Below are 22,453 nucleotides of genomic sequence, written 5' to 3' on the forward strand. Positions count from 1 at the left end.
AAAAAGTGCGATTTTGCATAAATCATGATAGAGTTAAAGGATATGGAATGATATATTTCAGCTTGAGAATAAGGTTGTAACCATAGAAAAGATAGATAAGTATTCGAGATGCTACATGAATGTATATTGCTTAATTTAGTCGTAAGACCAGTATGTAGCTTAAAAATTCGATCGCCAATTATGGTGAGAAAGGAACAAGTCATGCAAAATAAAACTATATTTATTGTAGACGATGAGAAACCCATCGCAGACATCATAGAATTTAATTTGAAAAAGGAGGGCTTCAACGTCTTTTGCGCATATGACGGTGAAGATGCTATCAACCGAGTGGAAGAAATCCAGCCTGATCTTATGCTTCTAGATATCATGCTTCCTAAACGCGACGGCATGGAAGTCTGTAGAGAAGTGCGAAAAAAGCATGATTTTCCCATCATCATGCTGACGGCTAAAGACTCTGAAATCGATAAAGTCTTAGGGCTTGAACTAGGTGCAGATGATTATGTCACTAAGCCATTTGGCACAAGAGAATTAATTGCCCGGGTCAAAGCCAACTTGCGTCGTCATGCAAGAACTATAGCGGAAGATCAGGAAGAAGAAACGAACGATATTACAGTAGGTCAACTTGTCATCCAACCTGATGCATACTATGTTCAAAAGCGTGGAGTGACAATCGAATTAACACATCGTGAATTTGAATTATTGTACTATTTAGCAAAACATATCGGGCAGGTGATGACGCGTGAGCACCTATTGCAAACTGTATGGGGCTATGATTATTTCGGAGATGTACGGACAGTCGATGTAACGATTCGACGTCTTCGTGAAAAGATTGAAGATACGCCGAGCCATCCGAGCTGGATCGTCACAAGACGTGGGGTAGGCTATTACTTGCGCGATCCGGAACAGGAGTAAGCCATTATGCATAAGGTAGGTTTTTTTCGATCGATTCAAGTCAAATTTGTCTTGATATATGTTCTGCTTATCCTTGTGTCCATGCAGATTATCGGGCTATATTTTGCCCGTGAACTGGAACAAACACTAAAAGATAACTTTACAAATTCTATTGTAGACCGGATGAATTTAGTCGAGTTCAGTGTGCGGGAAGAAATTACAAAAAAACGAAAAGACAATGACCCCACATTAGAACAAAGCTTAAAAAATGTCTTGGTCGAATTCACATCAGATGACATTATTGAAGTACAAGTTATAAATCCAAAATATCGTATTCTGGCGACATCTTCATTTGACAATCAGATGAGGGTAGGCCAACATTCGACTAATGATAATGTGCGAAAGTCAATTACATCGGAGACGATGAAAGATGTCGTGATGATGGATCCGCAATCGCATAATCGCGTGCTTTCCTTGGCCAAGCCGATCTTCAATGGCAATGAAGTTGTAGGGTCGCTTTATGTAGAAGCCAATATTGAATCCGTTTTTCAACAAATTGAAGAAATCAATAGGATATTGGCGGGGGCGGCGGCGGTCTCACTAACCATTACAATACTAGTCGGGATTTTCATTGCTAGAGCATTTACCCGACCAATATCAGACATGCGGAGACAAGCACGGGCAATGGCGAAAGGGAACTTCACCCGAAAGGTTAAAGTGTATGGATCGGATGAGATGGGCCAGCTAGCCATCGCATTCAATCACTTAACCAACCAGCTGCAAGAATCTCAGTCCACCACTGAGAGCGAAAGACGAAAGTTAGCCTCGGTTCTGGAAAATATGACGGACGGTGTTATTTCGACCGACCGTAAAGGACGAGTTAGCCTAATTAACGACTCCGCTCTACAGATGCTTGGCGTAACGAATGATCTTGTCATTAATCGCCCTATCGCCAATATTCTTGGTATAGATGATGCATATACGTTTGAAGAATTGATCCAGATGAAGGAATCGATTCCACTAGATTTCAGTACGGAAGATCAAGCATATATTTTACGAGCGACAATTTCTGTTACCCAGCGTGAGACAGGGTTCGTAAATGGCTTGATTGTCGTATTGCATGATAACACCGAGCAAGAAAAGATTGATATGGAACGTCGTGAGTTCGTGTCAAATGTTTCGCATGAACTGCGTACACCACTCACTACAATGCGCAGTTATCTTGATGCCTTGGCAGAAGGAGCTTGGCGTAATGAGGAAATCGCTCCGAACTTCTTACATGTTACGCAAAATGAAACCGAGCGAATGATTCGTCTTGTGAATGACTTACTAAAACTGTCACGCATGGACAGTAAAGAATATGAATTGAATAAAGAATGGGTGGAATTTAACCGATTCTTCAATGCCGTTATTGAGCGCTTTGAATTCTCCAAGTCGCAAAATGTACGCTTCACACGGAACTTGTATTCAAGCAGTCTATTCGTGGAAATCGATACCGACAAACTAACGCAAGTATTAGACAATATCATTTCCAATGCTTTGAAGTATTCGCCAGATGGTGGAGAAGTCCGCTTCGGTGTAACGGTTTCAGGTGATTATATTAAAGTGATGATTTCAGATGATGGAATGGGTATACCTAAATCCAACGTCAGTCGAATTTTCGACCGTTTCTATCGTGCAGATAGAGCCCGATCCCGTGCACTCGGCGGAACCGGTCTTGGTCTTGCAATTGCTAAGGAAATGATTGTGGCACATAAAGGAGATATTTGGGCGCAGAGTGAAGAAGGAAAAGGAACGACAATATTCTTCAAGCTACCATTTGAACAACAAGAGGACGGTGAGTGGGATTGAAATACATTGAAATAATCAAATCCGTCGTATTGTTGTTGCTCGTTTCGTTGAGTGTCTTATTCACCTTTGAGGTCTGGAATTATTCACCCAATTATGAACCACTGGAACAGCTACAGACTGTCGATATATCCATTTCTGAGAAGAAAACAATAGATGAAATTATTAAACCGTATAAAATAATTACTAATTTAAAAGACCACGTACTAGGCTCTACAGATACCGAAAAAATAGACAAAATCCTGACAGAAATGAATACATGGAATTTATCTGATCTACAGCTAGTAAGCCAAGATATGAAAAAGTTTGATATTGCACAGATCTTGCGTCAACCAAGCCAAATGTCGTTCTACTTTACGGGAGAAGTACCTATGCTAGTCTATGACAATGTATTATTAATCGATGAGGTGAATATTCCGGAAGCTACCTTTAATCGTCTAGTCATAGACTGGAGTCAATCCACGCAAGCACCAGTTGTTCATTTACTGAGTGAAATGAGCGGCTTACATTACCAGATGCAGGTGACGTTACCGAATAAAACAAGTTTTCTACGCAATGTAGTGGATGTTGGTCAATCGTTTGAAGAATATGTGGAAATCGATCGCGACAATGCACCAGTTCTTGCCGTACCAAAAGATCCTATAACTATTATGCGTAATACGTATTATCAGGAAGAAATCAACCCAATACGTTTCCGTGATGCCTTGTTTAGCGACCCGAATGCTGTACGACGTAGTCAAATAGATGCGACGCATGAGGAATATGGAGACGATCATGCTTTTATGACTGTCGATACCGAGAACAAATTTTTAAATTATGTCATGCCTACAGAGGAAAGTTTTGAGTTCGCATTGCCTTCAGAATTGCTGTTAAATTCTATTGACTTCGTCAATGAACATGGCGGCTGGACGGATGAGTTTCGCTACGCCTATATGAATCCGTATTCCCGTTATGTCCGGTTCCAGCTATATGTCGGTGGTTTGCCAGTCTTTAGTGATCAACCGAATATGAGTGAAATTAAGGAGACATGGGGAGATACGCGTGTATTCAAATATATACGTCCATATTACACATTAGACGTGAACATCGAACCGGTACAAGAGAAGCTACCTTCAGGAGTGGAAGTGGCAGAGTCTTTACGTGAATCAGAAGAGCTAGACTTCGATTTGATAGAGGAAATCACTCCCGGTTATTATATGATCCATGATGTAGAACGCAAATTAATTATTTTGCAACCTTGCTGGTATTACCTTATCAAAGATAACTGGTTACGCTTCGCTCCGAAAGAACCGCAAGGAGGTGGCATGAGTGGATTGGAATAGAACCAAGACGATCTTCATTATCGTCTTTTCAATTCTAAATGTCTTCTTGTATGGGCTCTATTTAGACAGGCAAATGAGTGTCGGAAATATGCAGATTATCGGGAAAACATCCATCGAAGAAACGTTGGCGCTTGAAAATATTACGTATGACCCCATCCCTTTCACTAAAAAAGACGTTTCGTATTTATCAGCTCATATTGCCACCTTTACTAATGAAAAATTAGAAAAGTTAAATAACCAATCATTCGTCCTAGTCGAAAAATCACGATTACTATCCCAAATGAAAAAGCCTGTAAAAGTGACTGAGGGAGAAGATGGATATGACTTTGACGAGTTCTTAAAGAAATATGTGCTAAATGGCGAAGATTACGTGCTTTGGGATGTGGATGAAGAAGAACAGAACGCCGTATTCTTTCAACGGGTGAAGAATGAAACAATTTTCCACAGCCCGAATGCCATGCTCGTCATGCATTGGGACAAGGATGGAAAAGTTACTCATTACGAACAAAGTATGCTTGACGAATTCTTAAGCTTTAATCATAAAAAAGATTTACTGTCGCAAAACGATGCGGTCTCCTCACTCGTTACACGTGGCTATCTGAAACCGGATTCCACTGTTATGCAAGTCAAATCAGGTTATTCGACACTCGTTCAGCTGACAGAAACTCAAGTATTTGCACCGACGTGGAATGTTCAGGTAAAATTGAAAGATGGGACGATAGAACATTACTTCATCAATGCGATTGAAGGAAAAGTCATCGAGTTCCAATCGGATATAGTAGAAGAACCAATAGAATAGGAGTTTTCCACATGCGATTTAGCATTTTGGCGAGTGGTAGTACAGGCAACTCGCTATATATAGAGACAGATGAGCATGCTTTTCTCGTAGATGCCGGCATGAGCGGTAAGAAAATTGAAGGTTTGCTCGGATCGATCAATCGCTCGATGAAACAAATTGACGGCATTTTCGTCACACATGAACACAGTGATCATATAAAAGGGATCGGCGTACTTGCCCGAAAATATAAAACACCTATCTATGCCAATGCTAAAACTTGGCAAGCGATGGACGGACTGGTAGGAGAGATTCCCGTTGATCAGCGTTTCCACTTCGACATGGAAACGGTGAAAACATTTGGTTCACTGGATATCCAGTCATTTGCTGTATCCCATGACGCAGCAGACCCAATGTTCTATACGTTTAATGAAGGTGACCGTAAACTGGCGATTATTACCGATACGGGCTACGTAAGTGACCGTATGAAAGGTCATATTCAAGGAGCTGACAGCTTTGTATTCGAAAGTAATCACGACGTCAGCATGCTGCAGATGGGTCGCTATCCATGGTCCATTAAACGTCGTATATTAAGTGACGTGGGCCACGTATCAAATGAAGATGCAGCTGTCGCAATGAGTGAAGTAGTAGCTCAAAAAGAAGCGCATATTTATTTAGCCCATCTTAGCTTAGATAACAATATGAAAGACTTGGCGCGCATGAGCGTAGCACAGACACTTGAAGACTGCGGCATTCGTGCAGGGGAATTTGTTCACTTGCATGATACGGATGCATTAGAATCTACAGAGCTTGTGCTAGTCTAAAGTAAATGCGAAAAGCCTTGCTAAATTAGTGAGGCTTTTTGCATTTTCAAAGAGTTATTGGGGTACAGTACATGTAGGAATACTTACTAATAAGGAGGAAATGCGAATGGATGAGGAAAGAAGAGAGGAAAGAAAAGAAGAAATGGAATGGCAACAACCAATTCCACCGGTAGAACCGAAACGCAATCCAAAACGTAGAGGTAGTTTTTGGCCAGGCTTACTTGGCGCACTATTGGGTGGCATTATCGTATTTTTAGTCACAATGTACACGACTGACTCATCAAGTACTAACGATGTTACAACCTCTAAACAAACGGAAGATAAAACCAACTCGGAACATGCACAAGTATCAATGGACATCTCAAGCGAAATTACCGATGTGGTAGGTAACGTCGCAAATGCCGTCGTGGGTATTACAAATATCCAAACAGTCCAAGACTTCTGGTCTTCCACAACGTCTACACAAGAAGCCGGCTCGGGCTCAGGTGTCTTGTATAAAAAAGAAGGCGATAAAGCATATATCGTAACCAACCACCACGTCGTAGAGAATTCCGAACAACTCGAAGTTAGTTTTGATGATGGTACAAAGGTTGAAGGAAAGTTAATCGGCAGTGATCTTTGGACAGACCTGGCTGTAGTTGAAATTGATGCAGAACACGTCGATACAGTGGTAGAATTCGGTGATTCAGATGCGTTAAAACGTGGGGAATCCGTTATTGCCATCGGTAATCCATTAGGACTTGGCTTTGCGGGATCTGTTACAGTGGGTGTAATTTCAGGTAAAGACCGCTCTATTCCAATGGATTTAAACAAAGATGGAAGTGTCGATTGGCAGGCTGACGTCTTGCAGACAGATGCAGCGATCAACCCGGGAAACTCCGGTGGTGCTTTAATCAACATGGCAGGCCAATTGATCGGAATCAACTCCATGAAGATTTCTGAAGCGACAGTAGAGGGTATTGGATTGGCTATTCCAATCAATATTGCATTACCTATTATTGAACACTTAGAAGAAACAGGACAAGTAAATCGTCCGACAATGGGCGTATCGTTACTTGATCTTCGACAAATACCTATTCAGCAACAGCAACAGACATTAAAATTGCCTGAAGAAGTAACCGAAGGTGTTGTCGTAACGGACGTCATACCGAATTCATCTGCAATAGAAGCAGGCATGAAGAAGTATGATACAATCGTTCAGTTGGATGATGAGAAAGTGACGGATATGGTCAGTCTACGTAAGTATTTGTATAATAAAAAAGAAATTGGCGATCCATTGAAAATTACAGTCTATCGAGATGGAAAGAAACTGGACTTGGAGATGGTTTTGAAAGACGGAAATACATTCTAATAGAATGTACATTGTCCACATAGTGAATAACTTCCTGTCCACATCGGGCATCTAGCGATAATGCGCTACGATGCCTGATTTTTTTATGAAGTTATCCAATTGTGGATAAAATCTAAATAATGTGTATAATATTGTGTAAAATAAAATGTTAGGAAAATAATAAGTAACAACAAAGTGACAAGTGTTAAACCCTCACAGGTCAATAGGTTGAGGCATTTTCATTTTTTATGGTAAATAAATAATTCTATTCAAAATGAAAAACGAATGAAAAGTTATCCACATTGATGTGATACAATAATCAGTAAGATTTACATGTAGTGCAGAACAAATAATCGGACACAATATGTAGATAGGCTTGTGGATATGTGCATAAGTATTGTGTATAACTTTTGGAAGGTGAGTGGATAAACTGTGAATATATCAATTGTGACCGTGGGTAAGTTAAAAGAAAAGTATTTGAAACAAGGAATAGAAGAGTATACGAAACGTCTGAATAGCTATGCAAAAATGCAATTAATCGAAGTGGCGGATGAAAAAGCACCTGAAACACTAAGCGAAGCCGACATGGAAATCGTTAAAAAGAAAGAAGCTGATCGAATTCTGGCGAAAATTGCAGCAGACGCGCATGTTATTGCACTAGCAATCGACGGGAAAATGAAAACTTCTGAAGAATTCGCAGCCAGTATCGATTCATTGATGACCTATGGTAAAAGCAAGATTGTCTTTGTGATTGGTGGTTCACTCGGCTTACATAGTAGTGTATTACAACGATCGAATGAGAAGTTGTCCTTTTCCAAGATGACGTTTCCACATCAGTTGATGAAGTTGGTGTTGGTGGAGCAGATTTATCGTGGATTTCGGATTATTAAGGGAGAGCCTTATCATAAGTAAATAAGCTTTATAGTTAATAATCAGTGTTCATTAAAAATGACTAAAGGAACTATGGATAGGACAGTAGTTAACTTTACAAACTAGCTATACAAGCGTGCATTCATGCCAAGGATCTTTTCAACGGTTATACTAAAAGAGAAAGTATTTGACGCTTGAAAGGGGTCTTTAAAATGGCACAAACATTAACTGGAAAAGTAGCCTTTGTGACTGGCGCAGCACGAGGAATAGGCAAAGCGACGGCACTTCAATTAGCAAAAGAGGGAGTCCATATTGGATTGCTTGCAAGAACAGAGTCTGTTTTAAAAGAAGTGGCTGCAGAAATTGAAAGTCATGGTGTGAAAGTCGCTTATGCAACGGCTGATGTTTCATCTAAAGAGCAAGTTGAAGAAGCCATTGCATCGTTAACTGCTGATTTAGGAACTGCCGATATTTTAATAAATAATGCGGGCATTGCCACATTCGGTACTGTCTTGGAGATGGACCCAGAGGAATGGAAGAACATAGTAGATGTAAATCTGATGGGCACGTATTATGTTACACGTGCTGTATTACCGCAGTTAATTGAAAAAAATGCGGGCGACATCATTAATATTTCATCGACAAATGGTCTAAATGGAGCGGCTACTTCCAGTGCATACAGTGCATCCAAATTTGCGGTAATAGGCTTTACGGAATCATTGGCACAAGAAGTACGACGAAATAATATTCGTGTTTCGGCTCTGACACCAAGTACTGTAGCAACAGATTTGGCACTAGATTTAAATTTGATTAAAGAAAACGATGACTCTAAATTGATTCAATCAGAAGACATTGCTGAAGTGATTGTAAATCAATTGAAGTTAAATCGACGTGTGTATGTAAAAACAGCCAGTTTCATAGCTACGAATCCATTTTAATCTATTTATTCACTTGATAAAACATGAACGGGCCTATCCAGATAAATTGGATAGGCCCGTTTTAGTAGTTCAACTACAGCTTTTATTATTCATATATAGTTACTATACGAATATTTTCATTCGACAAGTCAAAAATATTTTATAACAGTTCCGGGAATAAGTAATGCAAAATATCGGTTGTCACTCGTCGTGTTTTGCCTTTATAAGGGTAAATATGCATATACATCGAAGGGTTAAAGTTCGCTTCGATGATGCCATACGCGCCTGGATTGGCTGCCGGAACATCGAGATCTTCAATAATCAAATCGATACCGCTAATTTTTGCTCCGAGAGCGGCTACTGCATCTACTGCAATCTTCTTATAATCCTCGGAAACTTGATCGGTTACATCAATCGAATCTCCACCAGTACTGACGTTGGAGTTCTCACGCAAGTAGACGATCTCCCCGTCTTCAGGAATAGAATTCAGTTGATAACCTTGACCTTTCAGCATAAGAACCTCTAGTTCTCCGAGTTGAATAAGTTCCAATGGTGTACGGTGGTCTGTGCCTCTTAGTGGATCACGGTTCTTTTCTTCAACAAGTTCCTTAATTGTGTGTGTACCGTCTCCTGTGACGTTTGCAGGCACGCGTAGCATGACAGCGAGAACTTTATCGTGTAACACGAAGAAACGGTACTCTGTGCCCTCAAGGAACTCTTCTACCAATACAGACGAATCTTCGTCGAATGCTAGACTGATGGCTTTCTTGTAATCCTCATAACTTGCGCCGTCTTTGAAGATGGATATGCCGATCCCGTAGTTCGTCGTTTTTGGCTTCACAACAAATGGTGTCTTAGCAAACATCTCATAGGCGCGTAAAGCTTCTTCACTATTACTGAATTCGTCTCCACCTGGAACGCGATAACCTTCTTGATGAAGGATTTTCTTGGTAACCGTTTTGTTTTCCATAATCAAAGTAGATACATACGTATCCTTACTCGTCATGTTACCGTTCTTGACGTATTCTATATGGTCATGCAGTTTCAACTTCAAGAATTGATCTTGGCGGTCCAAAACTTCTACCTTGATGCCTTTCTGAATCGCATCGTACATCATAATCTGCGTGGATAGCTCCATATCCGTAAAGCCTGTCAATTCATATGGCTTTTCCCACAGCTGAGTATAGGTTTCCCTCGCAATTTCTGTCGCTACCTGGCTTTGGCTCGTGTTTTCACTCTCTGAATAAAGTCTTCCCGCCAAGGTTTTGGAAGGATCAGCAAGCATCTCTCGCAGATTCACAAATAATGATTCGGAAACTGGGAAGTCCAGATCTTTTGATAACTGTTCCATTTCGTCCACCAGTTCATGTGCTTCGGCTTCAAACTGAGTATGTGCTAGTGGATGCTCAAGTGCGACAACATCATTGCGAGCATCACCCGCATTACCCCATTCGTCACTCTCCGGATCTTCTTCTTTCTGTAGAAGATAAAGCAGGAATACATGCAGAAATTCCGCTTGCTCATAGCTAATGCCATTCGTTTCAAACGGGTTTAAGTCGATATTCCGTAACTCTACATAACGCACACCAGTATGCTCGAAGTCTGCCACCCGATCACTGCCACGTAAACGCATAGCTGTATAGAACTCTTTTTCTTCTACCAGCAAACCTCTATTAACTACGGAAGATAAATCCGAAATGTATTTCTGAATCGTGCTAAACGACACATTTACATCATCATGGTTCGTATAGCCGAATCGGCTGCTTCGAATACTTCTAACTGGTTCGTCGGGTTGGTCGTCGCATCCATAGAAGTTTTCTTCACTTCTAGGGGACGCACCGTAGAAATACGTGACGAGCCAGCGATAGTACAAATAGTTTCTAGTCAGTTTCAAATAAATATCTGTTTTGAATTGCTGATAATCATCGAAGTCTGATTGTAAATCAAATAACATACGGAGCAGTTCGTCTCTGAATTCAAAATTGAAATGAATACCACAAATCATTTGTTTGCGACGACCGTATGAATTGGCAAGTGAACGACGATAGAGAACATTTTCAAAATTGTTCAGCTTTGCAATCATGATATCTTCTTCTTTTTTAGGAAGGGCAGGGGGCATACTTAACGGCCAGAGCATTTCATTCTTGCCCATCGAACGATAGGCAACGTCATGAATGCCTGATAGGTAATCAAATAATTCGTCCAGTGTGTTCAGGACAGGCGTGATCAATTCCATTTGAGTTTCAGAGAAGTCGCGTTGGATATACGGATGCTCGTCTCCCATTCCGATATTCGCGGGGTGGCAGGTCGTTGCCAAGTGCCCATCGAGATCTACGCGCTGTCCTTCTTTTTCTATGCCGTAACGAGCTTTCATAAGATATGGTTTCACACGTTCATCGGCTAGCATTTTCTTAAGATCCATTGTAGCTATCCCTCCTATGTAAGGTATTTATAAGTTCGTTCTTCTATCTTAATTCATATACCCTTAAAAACAAAAACATCCACACTGCGTGGCAATGTGGATGTTAAGGGGGTGACCCCGTTGATTGACGCTGCAAGGGACGCGTTTGAAGGTGCGCGGTGAGCCAACTAGTCGTGTCGCTCCTTTAGTTATCTCACCTGTCGGCCTGATCCTCCCCGTGTCGCCGCCTTCAGCTTACGATCAACTGGCATATTTCTTTGGATATAGTAAGTTGAAAAGTTATCTAGAATTGATCTTGAATTTAAAATTGAAAAAGTAAAGTTTTTAGTTTTTTGAGTAGGATTGGAGCGAAAGAGGGGCGACTCCTGGAGGATCAGCGTGTGACTTGAGACCCTGGACTGAACGAAGTGAGGGAAGCGGCTCAAGCCACGCCCTCAGGAAAGCGTCCCCTCTGTAGCGCAAATCCCAAACAATACACTATTACGACACTCTATTTATAAATAGTTTACTCCAAGTTCTTCATATGAAAGTCAAAGTGTTCTTCCAAGAATGAGGAGATGAAGAAGTAGCTGTGGTCATAGCCTTCTACTTGGTTATACTCCACTGCCTGGTTATGCTGCTTCGCATTTTCTAGGAACGGCTTCTCATTCAACTGCTCTGGATAGAAATCGTCTGCCATTCCTTGCGTGATCAAAATGGGAGGAAGACCCGCTTCTTTCACCAGTTCTGTAGTATCCCATTGCTTCCAAGTCGCTTTGTCTTCACCAAGATAAGTGGAAAATGCCTTGACTCCCCACGGAACATCGCTCGGACTTGAAATTGGAGAGAACGCTGAAATCGCTTTGAAACGATTAGCATTCTTCATTCCAATCATCAATGCACCATAACCACCCATTGAGTGACCCATGATACTTTCTTTACCTGAGAAATTAGGCACTAGAGTAGCGGCAATTTTACTTAGCTCCTCCGTTATATACGAATACATTTGATAATGCTTAGCCCATGGCTCTTCAGTTGCGTTTAAATAAAAGCTTGCACCTTGTCCAAGGTCAAATGCCTCAACGTTCGCTACATCTTCTCCGCGTGGTGATGTATCGGGTATAATTACAGCTACCTGATGTTTTTCAGCTAAGCGTTGGAAACCACTTTTTTGACTGAAGTTATCATCCGTACATGTTAATCCCGATAAAAACCAAATGAGCGGTATTTCTTTTTGTTCTTTATTAGATGGTAAGAAGACACTAAATGTCATATCACACTTGAGAACTTCTGAATAATGGTTGTACTTGTTTTGTTCCCCACCAAAAGAGCGACGTTGCTCAACGCGTTCTACATTCATGATCTCACTCTCCATATGTTAGTATTGATCGAATTGATTCACCTTTATGGAGCAAATCAAATGCTTCATTAATATCCGTGAAATTTAGTTGGTGTGTAATGAACGAATCTAAATCAATTTCACCGTCCATGTAGTCGTCAATCATCCCTGGCAATTCTGTTCTTCCTTTTACTCCGCCAAATGCAGACCCGCGCCATACGCGACCCGTAACTAATTGGAATGGACGGGTATGAATTTCTTTACCGGCCCCCGCGACACCAATGATAATACTCTCGCCCCAACCTTTATGGCAGCATTCAAGAGCAGCTTTCATTACTTCGACATTACCGATACACTCGAAGCTGTAATCGACACCGCCATCCGTCATGTCTACGATGACTTCCTGAATGGGTTTATCAAATGTAGAAGGATTGATGAAATCTGTTGCGCCCATTTTCTTCGCCAGTTCAAATTTGTCTTCATTCAAGTCGATTGCAATGATGCGGCTTGCTTTTGCTTGCTTCAATCCTTGAATAACGGCCAAACCAATAGCTCCTAGACCGAAGACTGCCGTAACAGCACCTTCTTCTACCTTCGCTGTCTTATGAACAGCTCCAATACCCGTAGTGACACCACATCCAAATAGACAAACTTTATCAAGCGGTACGTTGTGGTCTTCCACTTTAACTAGGGAGATCTCAGAGACGACAGTATACTCACTGAAAGTGCTCGTTCCCATGTAGTGATAAATTGGTTCACCGTTGTAAGAGAAGCGGGTCGTACCGTCAGGCATTAATCCTTTACCTTGTGTTTCGCGAATGGCACCACATAGATTAGTTTTACCGGATAGACAGAATTTACATTTCCCGCATTCAGGTGTATAAAGTGGAATAACGTGGTCACCAGGTTTAACGGAAGTGACTCCTTCACCTACTGAAACTACGACACCAGCGCCTTCATGGCCTAAAACAGCAGGAAATACTCCTTCTGCGTCATCGCCCGATAATGTATATGCGTCTGTGTGACAGACAGAAGTGTAAAGAATTTTGACTAATACTTCATTAGCTTTTGGTTCTTCTACATCGATTTCTACAATTTTAAGTGGTTCTCCAGGTTTGAATGCTACAGCTGCTCTACTTTTCACATGAAGCCCTTCTTTCTTTTACTGTATTGTGTTTACTTTTCTATCATTACATATTATAATTCATCATGCAATACTGACTCTTTTGTCACTATGAACATGATTAGTATAGAAAGAAGTGAAGCAATATGGTCATTCATTATAAAGATAAGCAGTACTTTACGAGCAAAGATTTAGCTTTGTCTGTCATAGGAGGTCGTTGGAAAATTGCGATCATCTGGTGCTTATTGCACGAAACACCGTTAAGACTAAGCGAAATACAGAAAAAACTTCCAGATGCTAATCAACGAATGTTGATTAGACAGTTACGTGAATTAGAAGAGGATGAAATCATTACGCGCTATGTCTATCCCGTTGTGCCACCAAAAGTGGAGTACAAATTAAGTGAAATCGGTTTATTATTGGAACCAGTCGTTACATCGATTTGTGATTTTGGCGATCAGTTTATGCAAACAATTGAACAAAAGACAAGTTCAACGTCAGTCGACTGAATGAAGACAAATTATAACGAATCAAGCTATACTAAGAATCACAACATTATACTATAGAGGGTACAGGTGATTACATGAATAATAATGATATTTTAAGCAGATTACGCTATGCGCTGGATCTAAAGGATTCCGCAGTTGTAGAAATGTTTGCGTTAGGCGGACTGCAGACAAACAGAGCGGAAGTAAAAGAGATGCTGACAAAAACGAATGAAGATAGTACAGATGAAATGCAGATGAATGAATATGCAAAGGAAATCGACAACATGACGTTGGAGTCATTTCTAAATGGCTTGATCAGCTCCAAAAGAGGAGTACCAGAAAATACCGGCAATGCACCGCAACCATTTCTAATGTCAGAAGAAGGCCATCGTAATGTCAATAATATTTTGCTGAAGAAAGTCAAAATCGCATTATCTCTTACAAGTGAAGATATGCTAGAGATTTTAGAAAATGCAGGTGTTACGATTTCTAAAAACGAGTTAAGTGCTGTTCTTCGTAAAGAAGGTCATCGAAATTATAAACCGTGTGGTGATCGATACGCTCGAAACTTCCTAAAGGGATTAGCATTACGTTACCGTGAAGAGTAAAACCATAGCTCGGAGTAGGTCATAGAAGATATAAAATAATAGGGAGTGTTAGACGGATATGTTCAAGCGTAATAAAGCATGGTATTTCATAATGAGTTTGATGGCGTTGGCCGTTCTTTTAGTAGGGTGTGGCAAAGCGACTGAAGAAAAAACAGTGGAGACACCTAAAGAAGAATCCACAGAACAACCTAAAGAAGAAGCGGTTGATTACTCGAAGGATGTAGAAGAGAAACCCGTCGTGACGATCACGATGGAAAATGATGAGCAGATTGTGTTGGAACTAGAGCCGACTGTTGCACCGAATACGGTAGCGAATTTCATTTCCTTAATTGAAGACGGCTATTACGATGGCTTGATTTTCCACCGTGTGATTCCAGGCTTTATGATTCAAGGCGGAGATTCATCTGGTGATGGCTCAGGCGGACCAGGATACGCTATTGACGGAGAATTCTCTTCGAATGGTTTTGAAAATACTATGAAACATGAGCGCGGTGTGATTTCGACTGCGCGTACGCAAGAGCCGAACTCTGCAGGGTCACAATTCTTTATTATGACAGACGACAACTCTTCACTTGATGGTGAGTATGCGGCTTTTGGTAAAGTAACGGAAGGCATGGAGACAGTGGATGCTATCGTGGCTAATGAAACAGATGCTATGGATAAGCCTATCAAAGAGCAGAAGATGAAGACAGTTGAAGTAGACACAAAAGGCTTCGACTACCCTAAACCAGTTACACATTAATTATTACAAGACGCAGTAGGCTATTGAGCCTGCTGCGTTTTTGATAGTGCGTTTTTTTATTTCCCATGGAATATACCCTTCTTAGGGGGCTTAGTAAAGTACTTACCTGTTACGATATACATATCTATTCCTTTTTAATTTGTTTTAACACCGCCACGATGAGGAAACTGACGATCACTAATAGTAACCAAGAACTTAATTTACCTATGCCAACGAGATGCCATGTCTCACTTTGATTGGGATAGGTCCAAGCACCGAAGAAAGTAGCAATATTTTCAGCTACCCAAACGAAAAAGCCAATGCATATGAATGATAGGGATAAGGGCATACGGTACTGTGTGTCGTTTATCCAAAAACTAACCGAGGCACGCCAAAAAATAACCAGTACTAATGCGGACAACCACCATCTTAAATCGAACCAATAATGATGTGTGAAGAAGTTTCCATATATCGCGATAGCAAGAGGAATAACTGCCCAGAGCGGAGGCCACTGAATGAGGTGGACGTGCAATCTCCTCCAAGCCTGGCACAAATAACTTGCTACACTTGCATACATGAAGCCGCTGTATAAAGGAACATCGAAAACTTTGAAAAATCCTTCCTCAGGATAAGACCAAGAACCCATATGTACTTTAAATATTTCTAAAGTTAGGCCGATGATGTGAAATAACGTAATCACTTTCAGTTCATCACGTGTTTCGAGTCCAGATCGTACCATCCACCACTGAGTTCCTATGAAAATGAGGAGTAGCCAGTCGTATCGTGGTAGAAAAGGTAAAGGGATGAGTTGTGTAAGTGCGAGTGAACTGAAGATAATAATAGGGAAAATGCAAGCCAAAGCTTGTTGCCAACCGAAAATTAAGAGTTGTCGTGTTGTATTCATTGTTTTCGTACGTAATGCATGCAAGTTCATATGTCACCGCCTACTTTTTTGTAATAGAAAGTAGTATGACGCTGAGATAATAGTTTGGGTTCATTCAAGGAGAAACGTTTCACGTGAAACATAGCATATTAGTGAAAGAGGGTGATAAGTTTTGAGCAGGCATGTAATCGATGCGCATATTCATTTAGATATGTATGAAGAAGAAGAACGAATTCAAGTTTTGCGCGCATTAGAAGTGAATGATGTGACTGCACTAGTGGCGGTTTCAAATGACTTCGCATCTTCCGTTAAGCAATTAGAACTTTCGAAAATAGATAGACGGATCAAACCTGCAATAGGTTATCATCCAGAACAAGCGTTACCGAGTGAAGTGGAACTTTCAGCTATACTGCAATTGATTGATGAACATGCCAATTGCCTCGCTGCGATTGGAGAAGTAGGGTTGCCTTATTATTTGCGACAAGAGCAGGCTGATTTTGACGTGTCACTTTATAAAAATGTGTTGGAATGTTTTGTTCGGAAGGCAGATAAATATAACTTGCCAATTTCTTTGCATGCCGTTTATGCAGATGCAACTATTGTTTGTGAGATGTTGGAACAGTATTCAATCTCGAAAGCACACTTTCATTGGTTTAAAGGAGACGACAGAGTATTGCAAAGAATAGTTTCGAACGGATATATGATTTCTGTGACGCCAGAAGTTACATATCGAGAAAAGATTCAACATATAGTCAAACAAGTTCCGTTCACTCAGCTAATGGTAGAAACAGATGGACCGTGGCCTTTTGAACATTGTTTTAAAGGTAAATTAACGCATCCTTCTATGTTGCATGAGAGTATTAACAGTATCGCCAAAATTAAAGGTGTAACTGTTGATGAAGCATATAGAGAAATCTATAAGACAACACAACGATTCTTTTGTATATAAAACAAAGACACGCTTCAATGAGCGTGTCTTTGTTTTATCTAAGTACACAATTCATGAACAAATTACTATAATTTTATTTGGTGTAGTTTGGGCAGGGATACTCTTTGTCGTTGTGGTATATATAACTATCAAATTTCGCTCTGCTATATTTCCTGTGAAATACTGGTCATTTGTCAAAAGTATTTCAGTTTGCGGAGACAGATTAAGCTGAAGCGTTCCGTCACTACTTTGCAAGCGACGATTGAAGTAGTCAACTTTGACGTTTTCACGAGGGGAGTCTTTAGACATAACAATTGCTCTAAATTGCGGAGGATAGATCATAGGCGTGGCAGCATCGGCATCATAAAATCCTGTAACGCGATCACCTACATGAATTTTTACATGATTGACGAAATAAGTTGTCGGCTCTACTACAAAGTTGACGACATTTCCTCTACCATTATCGACTGTCATCAACAAGTAGCAACCAGCGTCATTATTTTGCCCCGTATAAAAATCATTTATTACCATTACGACACCACTGAAGGACTGAATATTCATTGCACTACCCCTTTCATCCATAAATCATATCCATCTAGACTATGCGAAGCTTTAGATTTAGTGACTAGTTAAAAAGTTTATGGCCTAAATTGAAATAATTTTCCAAATACTAATTGACATTACTGGAAAAACAGGATATATTAAATGATAATTGTTCTCATTTATGCATTATAAATGTCACAGGTTTGTCATAAATCACTAGATGATATAGTTGCAATGATTCATGTATGGGGTAATTTATGAGATAATTTAGAAGTGGAAATGTATCCAGTGAATGGAAGTCAATCGGTGGATTTATGTAGCATGAAAATGAGCAAGTGAGAGGGGTTTATGTCCAAGTGAGAAAAGCATTTTTATACTTTTTAGTTGTAAGTTTTTTCGTGTTGACAGTAGGTCTGCCGCAAGCATCTGCTAAAATAGCAGACGGTACCCAGCAATTAAATTATCAAGTTAATCAGCCAGACAGCACGAACGCATCTATTGCAAATGATTATTTCCAAAAACCGGCACTCGTAACTGTAACGAATGGTTCTGCTATCGTACAGCTGACGCTTAAGAACAGTTCATGGATTACGAAGTTCGAGCCAGCAGGCGGAGCGGAAGTGGTCAATGAAGATCTTAAGGCTGATACGCGTGTTGTAGAGTTTAGCGTAAGTGATATATCAAAACCAGTGAAGATCCCGATGAAAGTGGACGTAGAGCATATTAATTACCACCACGAGTATACAGTGGATTTGGTGTTTGAGGACAAGAACGCCGTGACACCACCGGCAGTAAAGCCACCTACTACCACCCCAAGACCTAGTATTAACACAAATACTAACACTAGTACCAGTACAGTAACGAAAAAGCCAACTACTCAAGTACCAGTAAAGAATCCACAAACCAGTGATTCCACGCCGTACCTATTAATTATTGTATTAGCAGGTTCTGCATTTTTATTGTATAAAACTAGATATCAAAGAAAACAGGGGGAACAATAATTATGAAGAAAAAAACATCATCTCGCGCAACGAAAGTAGTACTTGCTTCATTACTAGCAGCTTCTATCGCTATTCCAACAGCGGCATCAGCTAATCCGATCAGCACAAGCGATCGAGCAACGTCCACTTTGAAACAAGCCGTAGCAGTGGATCAAGTGATTGATTTCAATATATACAAGTCTGGAACAACGACACCTGAGCCGGCAATTAGCAGTCATCTCGTGCCACAAGGAACATTGATAGAAAAAGATGGAGTATCATATGCGAAGGTAACGGTTGCAGCTAAATCAGCTCCTATGATTGCAAACTTCCAAATAAAGCAAGGGGAAGAATATGTGGAGGCACCAGCAGTGAAAAATACTGATGGCACAACAACATATACTGTACCGGTCGTAGCAGATAAAGTATACCCGGCTAAACTTCATGTGTTGGCACCTACTTTCAACATGGACAAGTGGTATGAATTTGATATGAGTGCAACAGTCGCTAAAGCAGACACAGATGCGGAAACAATAAGCGATGTGAACGTAAAAGTATATAAAGATGGGACGAATGAAGAATCCATCATGAACGATTACATGTTGCCAGTTGCATCTGTAAAGAAAATAACGGACGGTAACGAAGTGACAGTAACTTTCCCTAAGGGCGGCTATATCCAAGGCTTCAAAATTGCGGGTAAAGACGTACCTGTAGCAACAGATGATAAATCAACAGGCGTACGCACATATACATTCAAGGTAGCGGATCTAACGAAGTTAGTGAATGCTGAAATTCACATTATTGTGAATGAAGGTCCTATACAATATGACTCAAATCACAAAGTACAAATTGCTCTTGACGGCGCTAAACCAACTGTAAACCCGTTCAAAGACATCGATAAAGACGGCAACAAAGAAGCGATTCTTGCACTTCTTGACAAAGGTATTGTAAAAAGTGCGGACAAATTCAATCCACGTAATAACATCACACGTTCACAGTTCGCCTTGATGGTTGCGCGTGCGTTGAAATTAGAAGAGGCTCCTTCCGCAGGGTTCCAGGACTTGGGTAAAATAACAGATAAAGAGCGTATCAACGCAATTAATGCTCTTGCAAAAGCAGGTATTGTCCAATCAAATGCCAAGTTCAACCCGAACGATACACTGACTCGTCAGCAAGGGGCATTGATGCTATACCGTGCAATTCAATTTGCAGAAGGTAATGAAATCAAAAAAGGTGATACAACTCTGCCATTCTATGCAGATGGAAAAGCAATTACAGATCCTGAAGCGAAGCAAGCATTTGCATTGTTGTATGCAGAAAAAATCATGACAGGCGCAAAACAGCCGAATGGTAAAGTTTTGATCAACTCTGGCGATTCACTACAACGCACACAAATGGCTAAAATCCTAAACGGTTCATTAAACTTCATGGGAAAATAAGAATCACTACAGATACTTCCTTTCGTGTTTCCAAAAGCGGAGGGAAGTTCCTGTCGTTTTACATGATGTGTAAAGGAGTATACGTCTGAAATGAAAAAATTGGTTTTGTTACCGCTACTTTTGCTACTCATCTCTGCGTGGCTTCCTTTTCATATTGTAAACGCCAACGAAAGAAAAGAAATCGCACATGATGTGTATCAAGTTGAACTAAGTTTTCTATCAAATGAAGCCGAAAGTACAAATATTTTATTTACTAAGCAGGCCACGTTAACTGTTAAGGAAGATCGCTATACATTATCTATTTCAGCGAAGAATGACCACATCCTTACACAAATCACTGCCGTGCAGCAAGGAAACAAAACGAGCACGCGACTGGATCGGGCAGAAAATTTAGTTCAGTTTGATATTCAGGACATACATCAAAAGATTGAACTTACAGGCAAATATCGTTTGCCAAAAGAACATGCACAGCAATCTTTTTCATATGAAGTGTTGATCCAGGAGCAATCATTACCAGTGTTTGACCAGATTCAACCAAGTGAGGATACTGTACACTACCAGTTGCTGTCAGACGGTAAACCATCGGTAATGAATGACTATGTCAATCAAGTAATACACGTCAGTAAACGTGATCATCGATACTATGCACAGTTAGAGATTCTTCAACCGAGTAAGGTTAAAGGCTTCACAGTAGAGCAAGGTGGTAATTTAGTGAAACCGAAAGTGGTATCACAAAACAAGTCACGTATTGTGCAGTTTGAAGTAGAGGATTTCCAGAAGGGGACTCGTATCTGGATGAAAGTGGAGGATGCTGAGAACTTGCATGTACAGGAAGAGTTTTTGCAAATTGCTTTCGATCAGCAACAGATAGCGAAGTTTTTGAACACAGTACCTTCAGGCAGCCAAGCAGTTTCTTCTTTGACTAAGCGAACTGAGCAACCTAAAGAAAGCTCGACTCCAACTAAACAAACCACGATTGAAAAAGAAGAAAAGATAGAAAAACCGTCCGAAAAAATAGAACAAGCACAGGACGAAATACCGCCTCTTCTTCCGGAAGCGAAATTGGAATTTGATCGTACGGTGGATGACGTGGAGGAAGAACCAGCCGAGGTCGTTACACAAGTAGCAAGCGAACCTGAAGAGCTAGCCATTCATGTACAGGAAGAACAAACGATTCCCTTCGATACAATGAAAATTGGCATACTGTTCACATTATGTATTTTGTCGGGCATTTTATTGATACGTCGACTAGTAAAGAAAAATAACGTTACGAGTAATGAATAACGAGTGGAGGATTACATCGTGCAGAAAAAGTGGAGATATGTATGGTTGATGTTGGCAGTCATCACAGCAACTATTATCGCAGGATGCGGTAATGATAAAGAAGAGAAAGCTGTTTCGGCAGACGCGGCTGAGAAAAGTGAAAGCGCTGAAACAAGTGATCAGCGAATTATTGCGGGTACTGTAGTCATCGCAGATATTCTAGATAAGCTAGATATAGATGCCATCGCTATTCCTGAAACGGAAAAAAATATGGCGAGCCGTTTTGATGGGCTTCCAACCATTGGTAATGCCATGACACCGGACATGGAAATTGTAAAATCAATGAATCCGACAGATTTTTTATCCGTTTCTACATTGGAATATGACCTTGAAGCCGGCTTCGAACAATTGAATATTCCGGCGACATTTTTAAACTTCCAAAGTGTTGATTCAATGATTCAAGAAATCCAAGGTCTTGGAGAGCGCTATGACCGTAAAGCGCAAGCAGATAAATTAGTAGGGGACTTACAGAAAAAGATTGAAGCCGCGGAAGTAGTAGCAGCGAATCGCAACGGTCCGAGTGTATTAATATTATTAGGTATCCCAGGCAGTTACTTAGTCGCGACGGAAAACTCTTACGCAGGTGATCTCGTGAAACGTGCTGGTGGAACGAATGTAATGGAAGGTCAAGATCCTGAATACTTATCGTCTAATACTGAGTATCTTCATAATAGTAATCCAGATATTATCTTGCGTTTATCACATGGTATGCCAGATGAAGTTGTGGAAATGTTTAACGAAGAGTTCCAAACGAATGATGTATGGAAACATTTTGATGCTGTGAAAAATGGTAAAGTCTATGATTTAGAAGAAGAGTTATTTGGCACAACCGCTTCATTGCAAGTACCTGAAGCATTAAGTGAGCTAATGAAGATATTCTATCGATAACTCGATGAATAT

General features: G+C 40.5%; 21 protein-coding genes. 16 read left to right on the top strand and 5 right to left on the bottom strand.

Going from position 1 to position 22,453, the window contains the following annotated elements; genetic code table 11:
- Positions 1-201: 201 nt before the first annotated feature.
- The 8 genes from yycF (at position 202) to CSV73_RS03045 (ending at position 8,798) form a co-directional block, all read left to right on the top strand.
- Positions 202-912 (top strand): response regulator YycF, encoded by a 711-nt coding sequence (yycF, locus tag CSV73_RS03010; protein ID WP_085132244.1) that lies wholly within the window; start codon positions 202-204, stop codon positions 910-912.
- Positions 913-918: 6 nt separating this feature from the next.
- Positions 919-2,742 (top strand): cell wall metabolism sensor histidine kinase WalK, encoded by a 1,824-nt coding sequence (gene walK, locus CSV73_RS03015; RefSeq protein ID WP_099626601.1) that lies wholly within the window; start codon positions 919-921, stop codon positions 2,740-2,742.
- On the top strand, positions 2,733-4,061 hold the full coding sequence (locus CSV73_RS03020; protein ID WP_099626602.1) for a YycH family regulatory protein: 1,329 nt from the start codon (positions 2,733-2,735) through the stop codon (positions 4,059-4,061). Before walK ends, CSV73_RS03020 begins: the two co-directional genes overlap by 10 nt.
- Positions 4,048-4,860 carry a two-component system regulatory protein YycI gene (locus CSV73_RS03025; RefSeq protein ID WP_099626603.1) on the top strand — a complete coding sequence of 271 codons (813 nt, stop codon included), beginning with the start codon at positions 4,048-4,050 and terminating at the stop codon, positions 4,858-4,860. Before CSV73_RS03020 ends, CSV73_RS03025 begins: the two co-directional genes overlap by 14 nt.
- A gap of 11 nt (positions 4,861-4,871) precedes the next feature.
- Entirely contained in the window at positions 4,872-5,660 is a 789-nt protein-coding gene (locus tag CSV73_RS03030) for an MBL fold metallo-hydrolase (protein WP_085132240.1), read from the top strand.
- Positions 5,661-5,766: 106 nt separating this feature from the next.
- On the top strand, positions 5,767-7,011 hold the full coding sequence (locus tag CSV73_RS03035) for a S1C family serine protease (protein ID WP_099626604.1): 1,245 nt from the start codon (positions 5,767-5,769) through the stop codon (positions 7,009-7,011).
- Between the two features lie 411 nt (positions 7,012-7,422).
- Positions 7,423-7,902 (top strand): 23S rRNA (pseudouridine(1915)-N(3))-methyltransferase RlmH, encoded by a 480-nt coding sequence (gene rlmH, locus CSV73_RS03040; RefSeq protein WP_099626605.1) that lies wholly within the window; start codon positions 7,423-7,425, stop codon positions 7,900-7,902.
- Between the two features lie 170 nt (positions 7,903-8,072).
- Positions 8,073-8,798, top strand: coding sequence for a 3-ketoacyl-ACP reductase (locus tag CSV73_RS03045; RefSeq protein ID WP_099626606.1), 726 nt, complete (start codon positions 8,073-8,075; stop codon positions 8,796-8,798).
- Between the two features lie 139 nt (positions 8,799-8,937).
- On the opposite strand, the gene gshAB is transcribed toward CSV73_RS03045, so the two are convergent.
- The 3 genes from gshAB to CSV73_RS03065 form a co-directional block, all read right to left on the bottom strand.
- A complete protein-coding gene (gene gshAB / locus CSV73_RS03050; protein WP_099626607.1) occupies positions 8,938-11,199 on the bottom strand; it encodes a bifunctional glutamate--cysteine ligase GshA/glutathione synthetase GshB in 2,262 nt (753 codons plus the stop codon).
- Between the two features lie 505 nt (positions 11,200-11,704).
- Positions 11,705-12,538, bottom strand: coding sequence for an S-formylglutathione hydrolase (gene fghA / locus CSV73_RS03060; protein ID WP_099626609.1), 834 nt, complete (start codon positions 12,536-12,538; stop codon positions 11,705-11,707).
- A 4-nt stretch (positions 12,539-12,542) separates the two neighbouring features.
- Positions 12,543-13,661 (bottom strand): S-(hydroxymethyl)glutathione dehydrogenase/class III alcohol dehydrogenase, encoded by a 1,119-nt coding sequence (locus tag CSV73_RS03065; protein ID WP_099626610.1) that lies wholly within the window; start codon positions 13,659-13,661, stop codon positions 12,543-12,545.
- Positions 13,662-13,786: 125 nt separating this feature from the next.
- On the opposite strand from CSV73_RS03065, the gene CSV73_RS03070 reads away from it, so the two are divergent.
- The 3 genes from CSV73_RS03070 to CSV73_RS03080 all read left to right on the top strand — a co-directional run bounded on the left by CSV73_RS03070 (position 13,787) and on the right by CSV73_RS03080 (position 15,478).
- The gene (locus CSV73_RS03070) at positions 13,787-14,149 is read left to right on the top strand and encodes a winged helix-turn-helix transcriptional regulator (protein WP_099626611.1); all 363 of its coding nucleotides are present in this window, start codon (positions 13,787-13,789) and stop codon (positions 14,147-14,149) included.
- Positions 14,150-14,223: 74 nt separating this feature from the next.
- Complete coding sequence (locus CSV73_RS03075; protein WP_085132232.1) at positions 14,224-14,736, top strand: YehS family protein; 513 nt, start codon at positions 14,224-14,226, stop codon at positions 14,734-14,736.
- Positions 14,737-14,794: 58 nt separating this feature from the next.
- Positions 14,795-15,478: a peptidylprolyl isomerase gene (locus CSV73_RS03080; RefSeq protein WP_099626612.1), complete on the top strand. Its 684-nt coding sequence runs from the start codon at positions 14,795-14,797 to the stop codon at positions 15,476-15,478.
- A gap of 124 nt (positions 15,479-15,602) precedes the next feature.
- Here the strand turns inward: CSV73_RS03080 and CSV73_RS03085 are convergent, their stop codons facing one another.
- The gene (locus CSV73_RS03085) at positions 15,603-16,361 is read right to left on the bottom strand and encodes a DUF817 domain-containing protein (RefSeq protein ID WP_099626766.1); all 759 of its coding nucleotides are present in this window, start codon (positions 16,359-16,361) and stop codon (positions 15,603-15,605) included.
- A 151-nt stretch (positions 16,362-16,512) separates the two neighbouring features.
- Between CSV73_RS03085 and CSV73_RS03090 the strand changes: the two genes are divergently transcribed.
- On the top strand, positions 16,513-17,289 hold the full coding sequence (locus CSV73_RS03090; RefSeq protein ID WP_099626613.1) for a TatD family hydrolase: 777 nt from the start codon (positions 16,513-16,515) through the stop codon (positions 17,287-17,289).
- 51 nt (positions 17,290-17,340) lie between these two features.
- On the opposite strand, the gene CSV73_RS03095 is transcribed toward CSV73_RS03090, so the two are convergent.
- Positions 17,341-17,829, bottom strand: a complete 489-nt coding sequence (locus tag CSV73_RS03095) for a hypothetical protein (RefSeq protein ID WP_099626614.1) — start codon at positions 17,827-17,829, stop codon at positions 17,341-17,343.
- Between the two features lie 338 nt (positions 17,830-18,167).
- Here CSV73_RS03095 and isdC point away from each other — a divergent pair, with 338 nt between their 5' ends.
- The 4 genes from isdC (at position 18,168) to isdE (ending at position 22,441) form a co-directional block, all read left to right on the top strand.
- Complete coding sequence (isdC, locus tag CSV73_RS03100; protein WP_233202831.1) at positions 18,168-18,812, top strand: heme uptake protein IsdC; 645 nt, start codon at positions 18,168-18,170, stop codon at positions 18,810-18,812.
- A 2-nt stretch (positions 18,813-18,814) separates the two neighbouring features.
- On the top strand, positions 18,815-20,230 hold the full coding sequence (locus CSV73_RS03105) for an NEAT domain-containing protein (RefSeq protein WP_099626616.1): 1,416 nt from the start codon (positions 18,815-18,817) through the stop codon (positions 20,228-20,230).
- A 90-nt stretch (positions 20,231-20,320) separates the two neighbouring features.
- The gene (locus tag CSV73_RS03110; protein WP_099626617.1) at positions 20,321-21,514 is read left to right on the top strand and encodes an NEAT domain-containing protein; all 1,194 of its coding nucleotides are present in this window, start codon (positions 20,321-20,323) and stop codon (positions 21,512-21,514) included.
- 48 nt (positions 21,515-21,562) lie between these two features.
- On the top strand, positions 21,563-22,441 hold the full coding sequence (gene isdE, locus CSV73_RS03115; protein ID WP_143560928.1) for a heme ABC transporter substrate-binding protein IsdE: 879 nt from the start codon (positions 21,563-21,565) through the stop codon (positions 22,439-22,441).
- The last annotated feature ends 12 nt before the right edge of the window (positions 22,442-22,453 follow it).

The organism is Sporosarcina sp. P1 (assembly GCF_002743155.1).
GTDB classification, from domain to species: domain Bacteria; phylum Bacillota; class Bacilli; order Bacillales_A; family Planococcaceae; genus Sporosarcina; species Sporosarcina ureae_B.

Bases quoted from the DNA above. Each gene is read 5' to 3' on its own strand.
- CSV73_RS03095 (WP_099626614.1), bottom strand. From the start codon at position 17,829: ATGAATATTCAGTCCTTCAGTGGTGTCGTAATGGTAATAAATGATTTT.
- CSV73_RS03035 (WP_099626604.1), top strand. From the start codon at position 5,767: ATGGATGAGGAAAGAAGAGAGGAAAGAAAAGAAGAAATGGAATGGCAA.
- CSV73_RS03110 (WP_099626617.1), top strand. From the start codon at position 20,321: ATGAAAAAATTGGTTTTGTTACCGCTACTTTTGCTACTCATCTCTGCG.
- CSV73_RS03085 (WP_099626766.1), bottom strand. From the start codon at position 16,361: ATGAATACAACACGACAACTCTTAATTTTCGGTTGGCAACAAGCTTTG.
- fghA (WP_099626609.1), bottom strand. From the start codon at position 12,538: ATGAATGTAGAACGCGTTGAGCAACGTCGCTCTTTTGGTGGGGAACAA.
- CSV73_RS03075 (WP_085132232.1), top strand. From the start codon at position 14,224: ATGAATAATAATGATATTTTAAGCAGATTACGCTATGCGCTGGATCTA.
- CSV73_RS03080 (WP_099626612.1), top strand. From the start codon at position 14,795: ATGTTCAAGCGTAATAAAGCATGGTATTTCATAATGAGTTTGATGGCG.
- CSV73_RS03030 (WP_085132240.1), top strand. From the start codon at position 4,872: ATGCGATTTAGCATTTTGGCGAGTGGTAGTACAGGCAACTCGCTATAT.
- isdE (WP_143560928.1), top strand. From the start codon at position 21,563: ATGTTGGCAGTCATCACAGCAACTATTATCGCAGGATGCGGTAATGAT.
- CSV73_RS03070 (WP_099626611.1), top strand. From the start codon at position 13,787: ATGGTCATTCATTATAAAGATAAGCAGTACTTTACGAGCAAAGATTTA.
- yycF (WP_085132244.1), top strand. From the start codon at position 202: ATGCAAAATAAAACTATATTTATTGTAGACGATGAGAAACCCATCGCA.
- gshAB (WP_099626607.1), bottom strand. From the start codon at position 11,199: ATGGATCTTAAGAAAATGCTAGCCGATGAACGTGTGAAACCATATCTT.
- CSV73_RS03105 (WP_099626616.1), top strand. From the start codon at position 18,815: ATGAAGAAAAAAACATCATCTCGCGCAACGAAAGTAGTACTTGCTTCA.
- walK (WP_099626601.1), top strand. From the start codon at position 919: ATGCATAAGGTAGGTTTTTTTCGATCGATTCAAGTCAAATTTGTCTTG.
- CSV73_RS03045 (WP_099626606.1), top strand. From the start codon at position 8,073: ATGGCACAAACATTAACTGGAAAAGTAGCCTTTGTGACTGGCGCAGCA.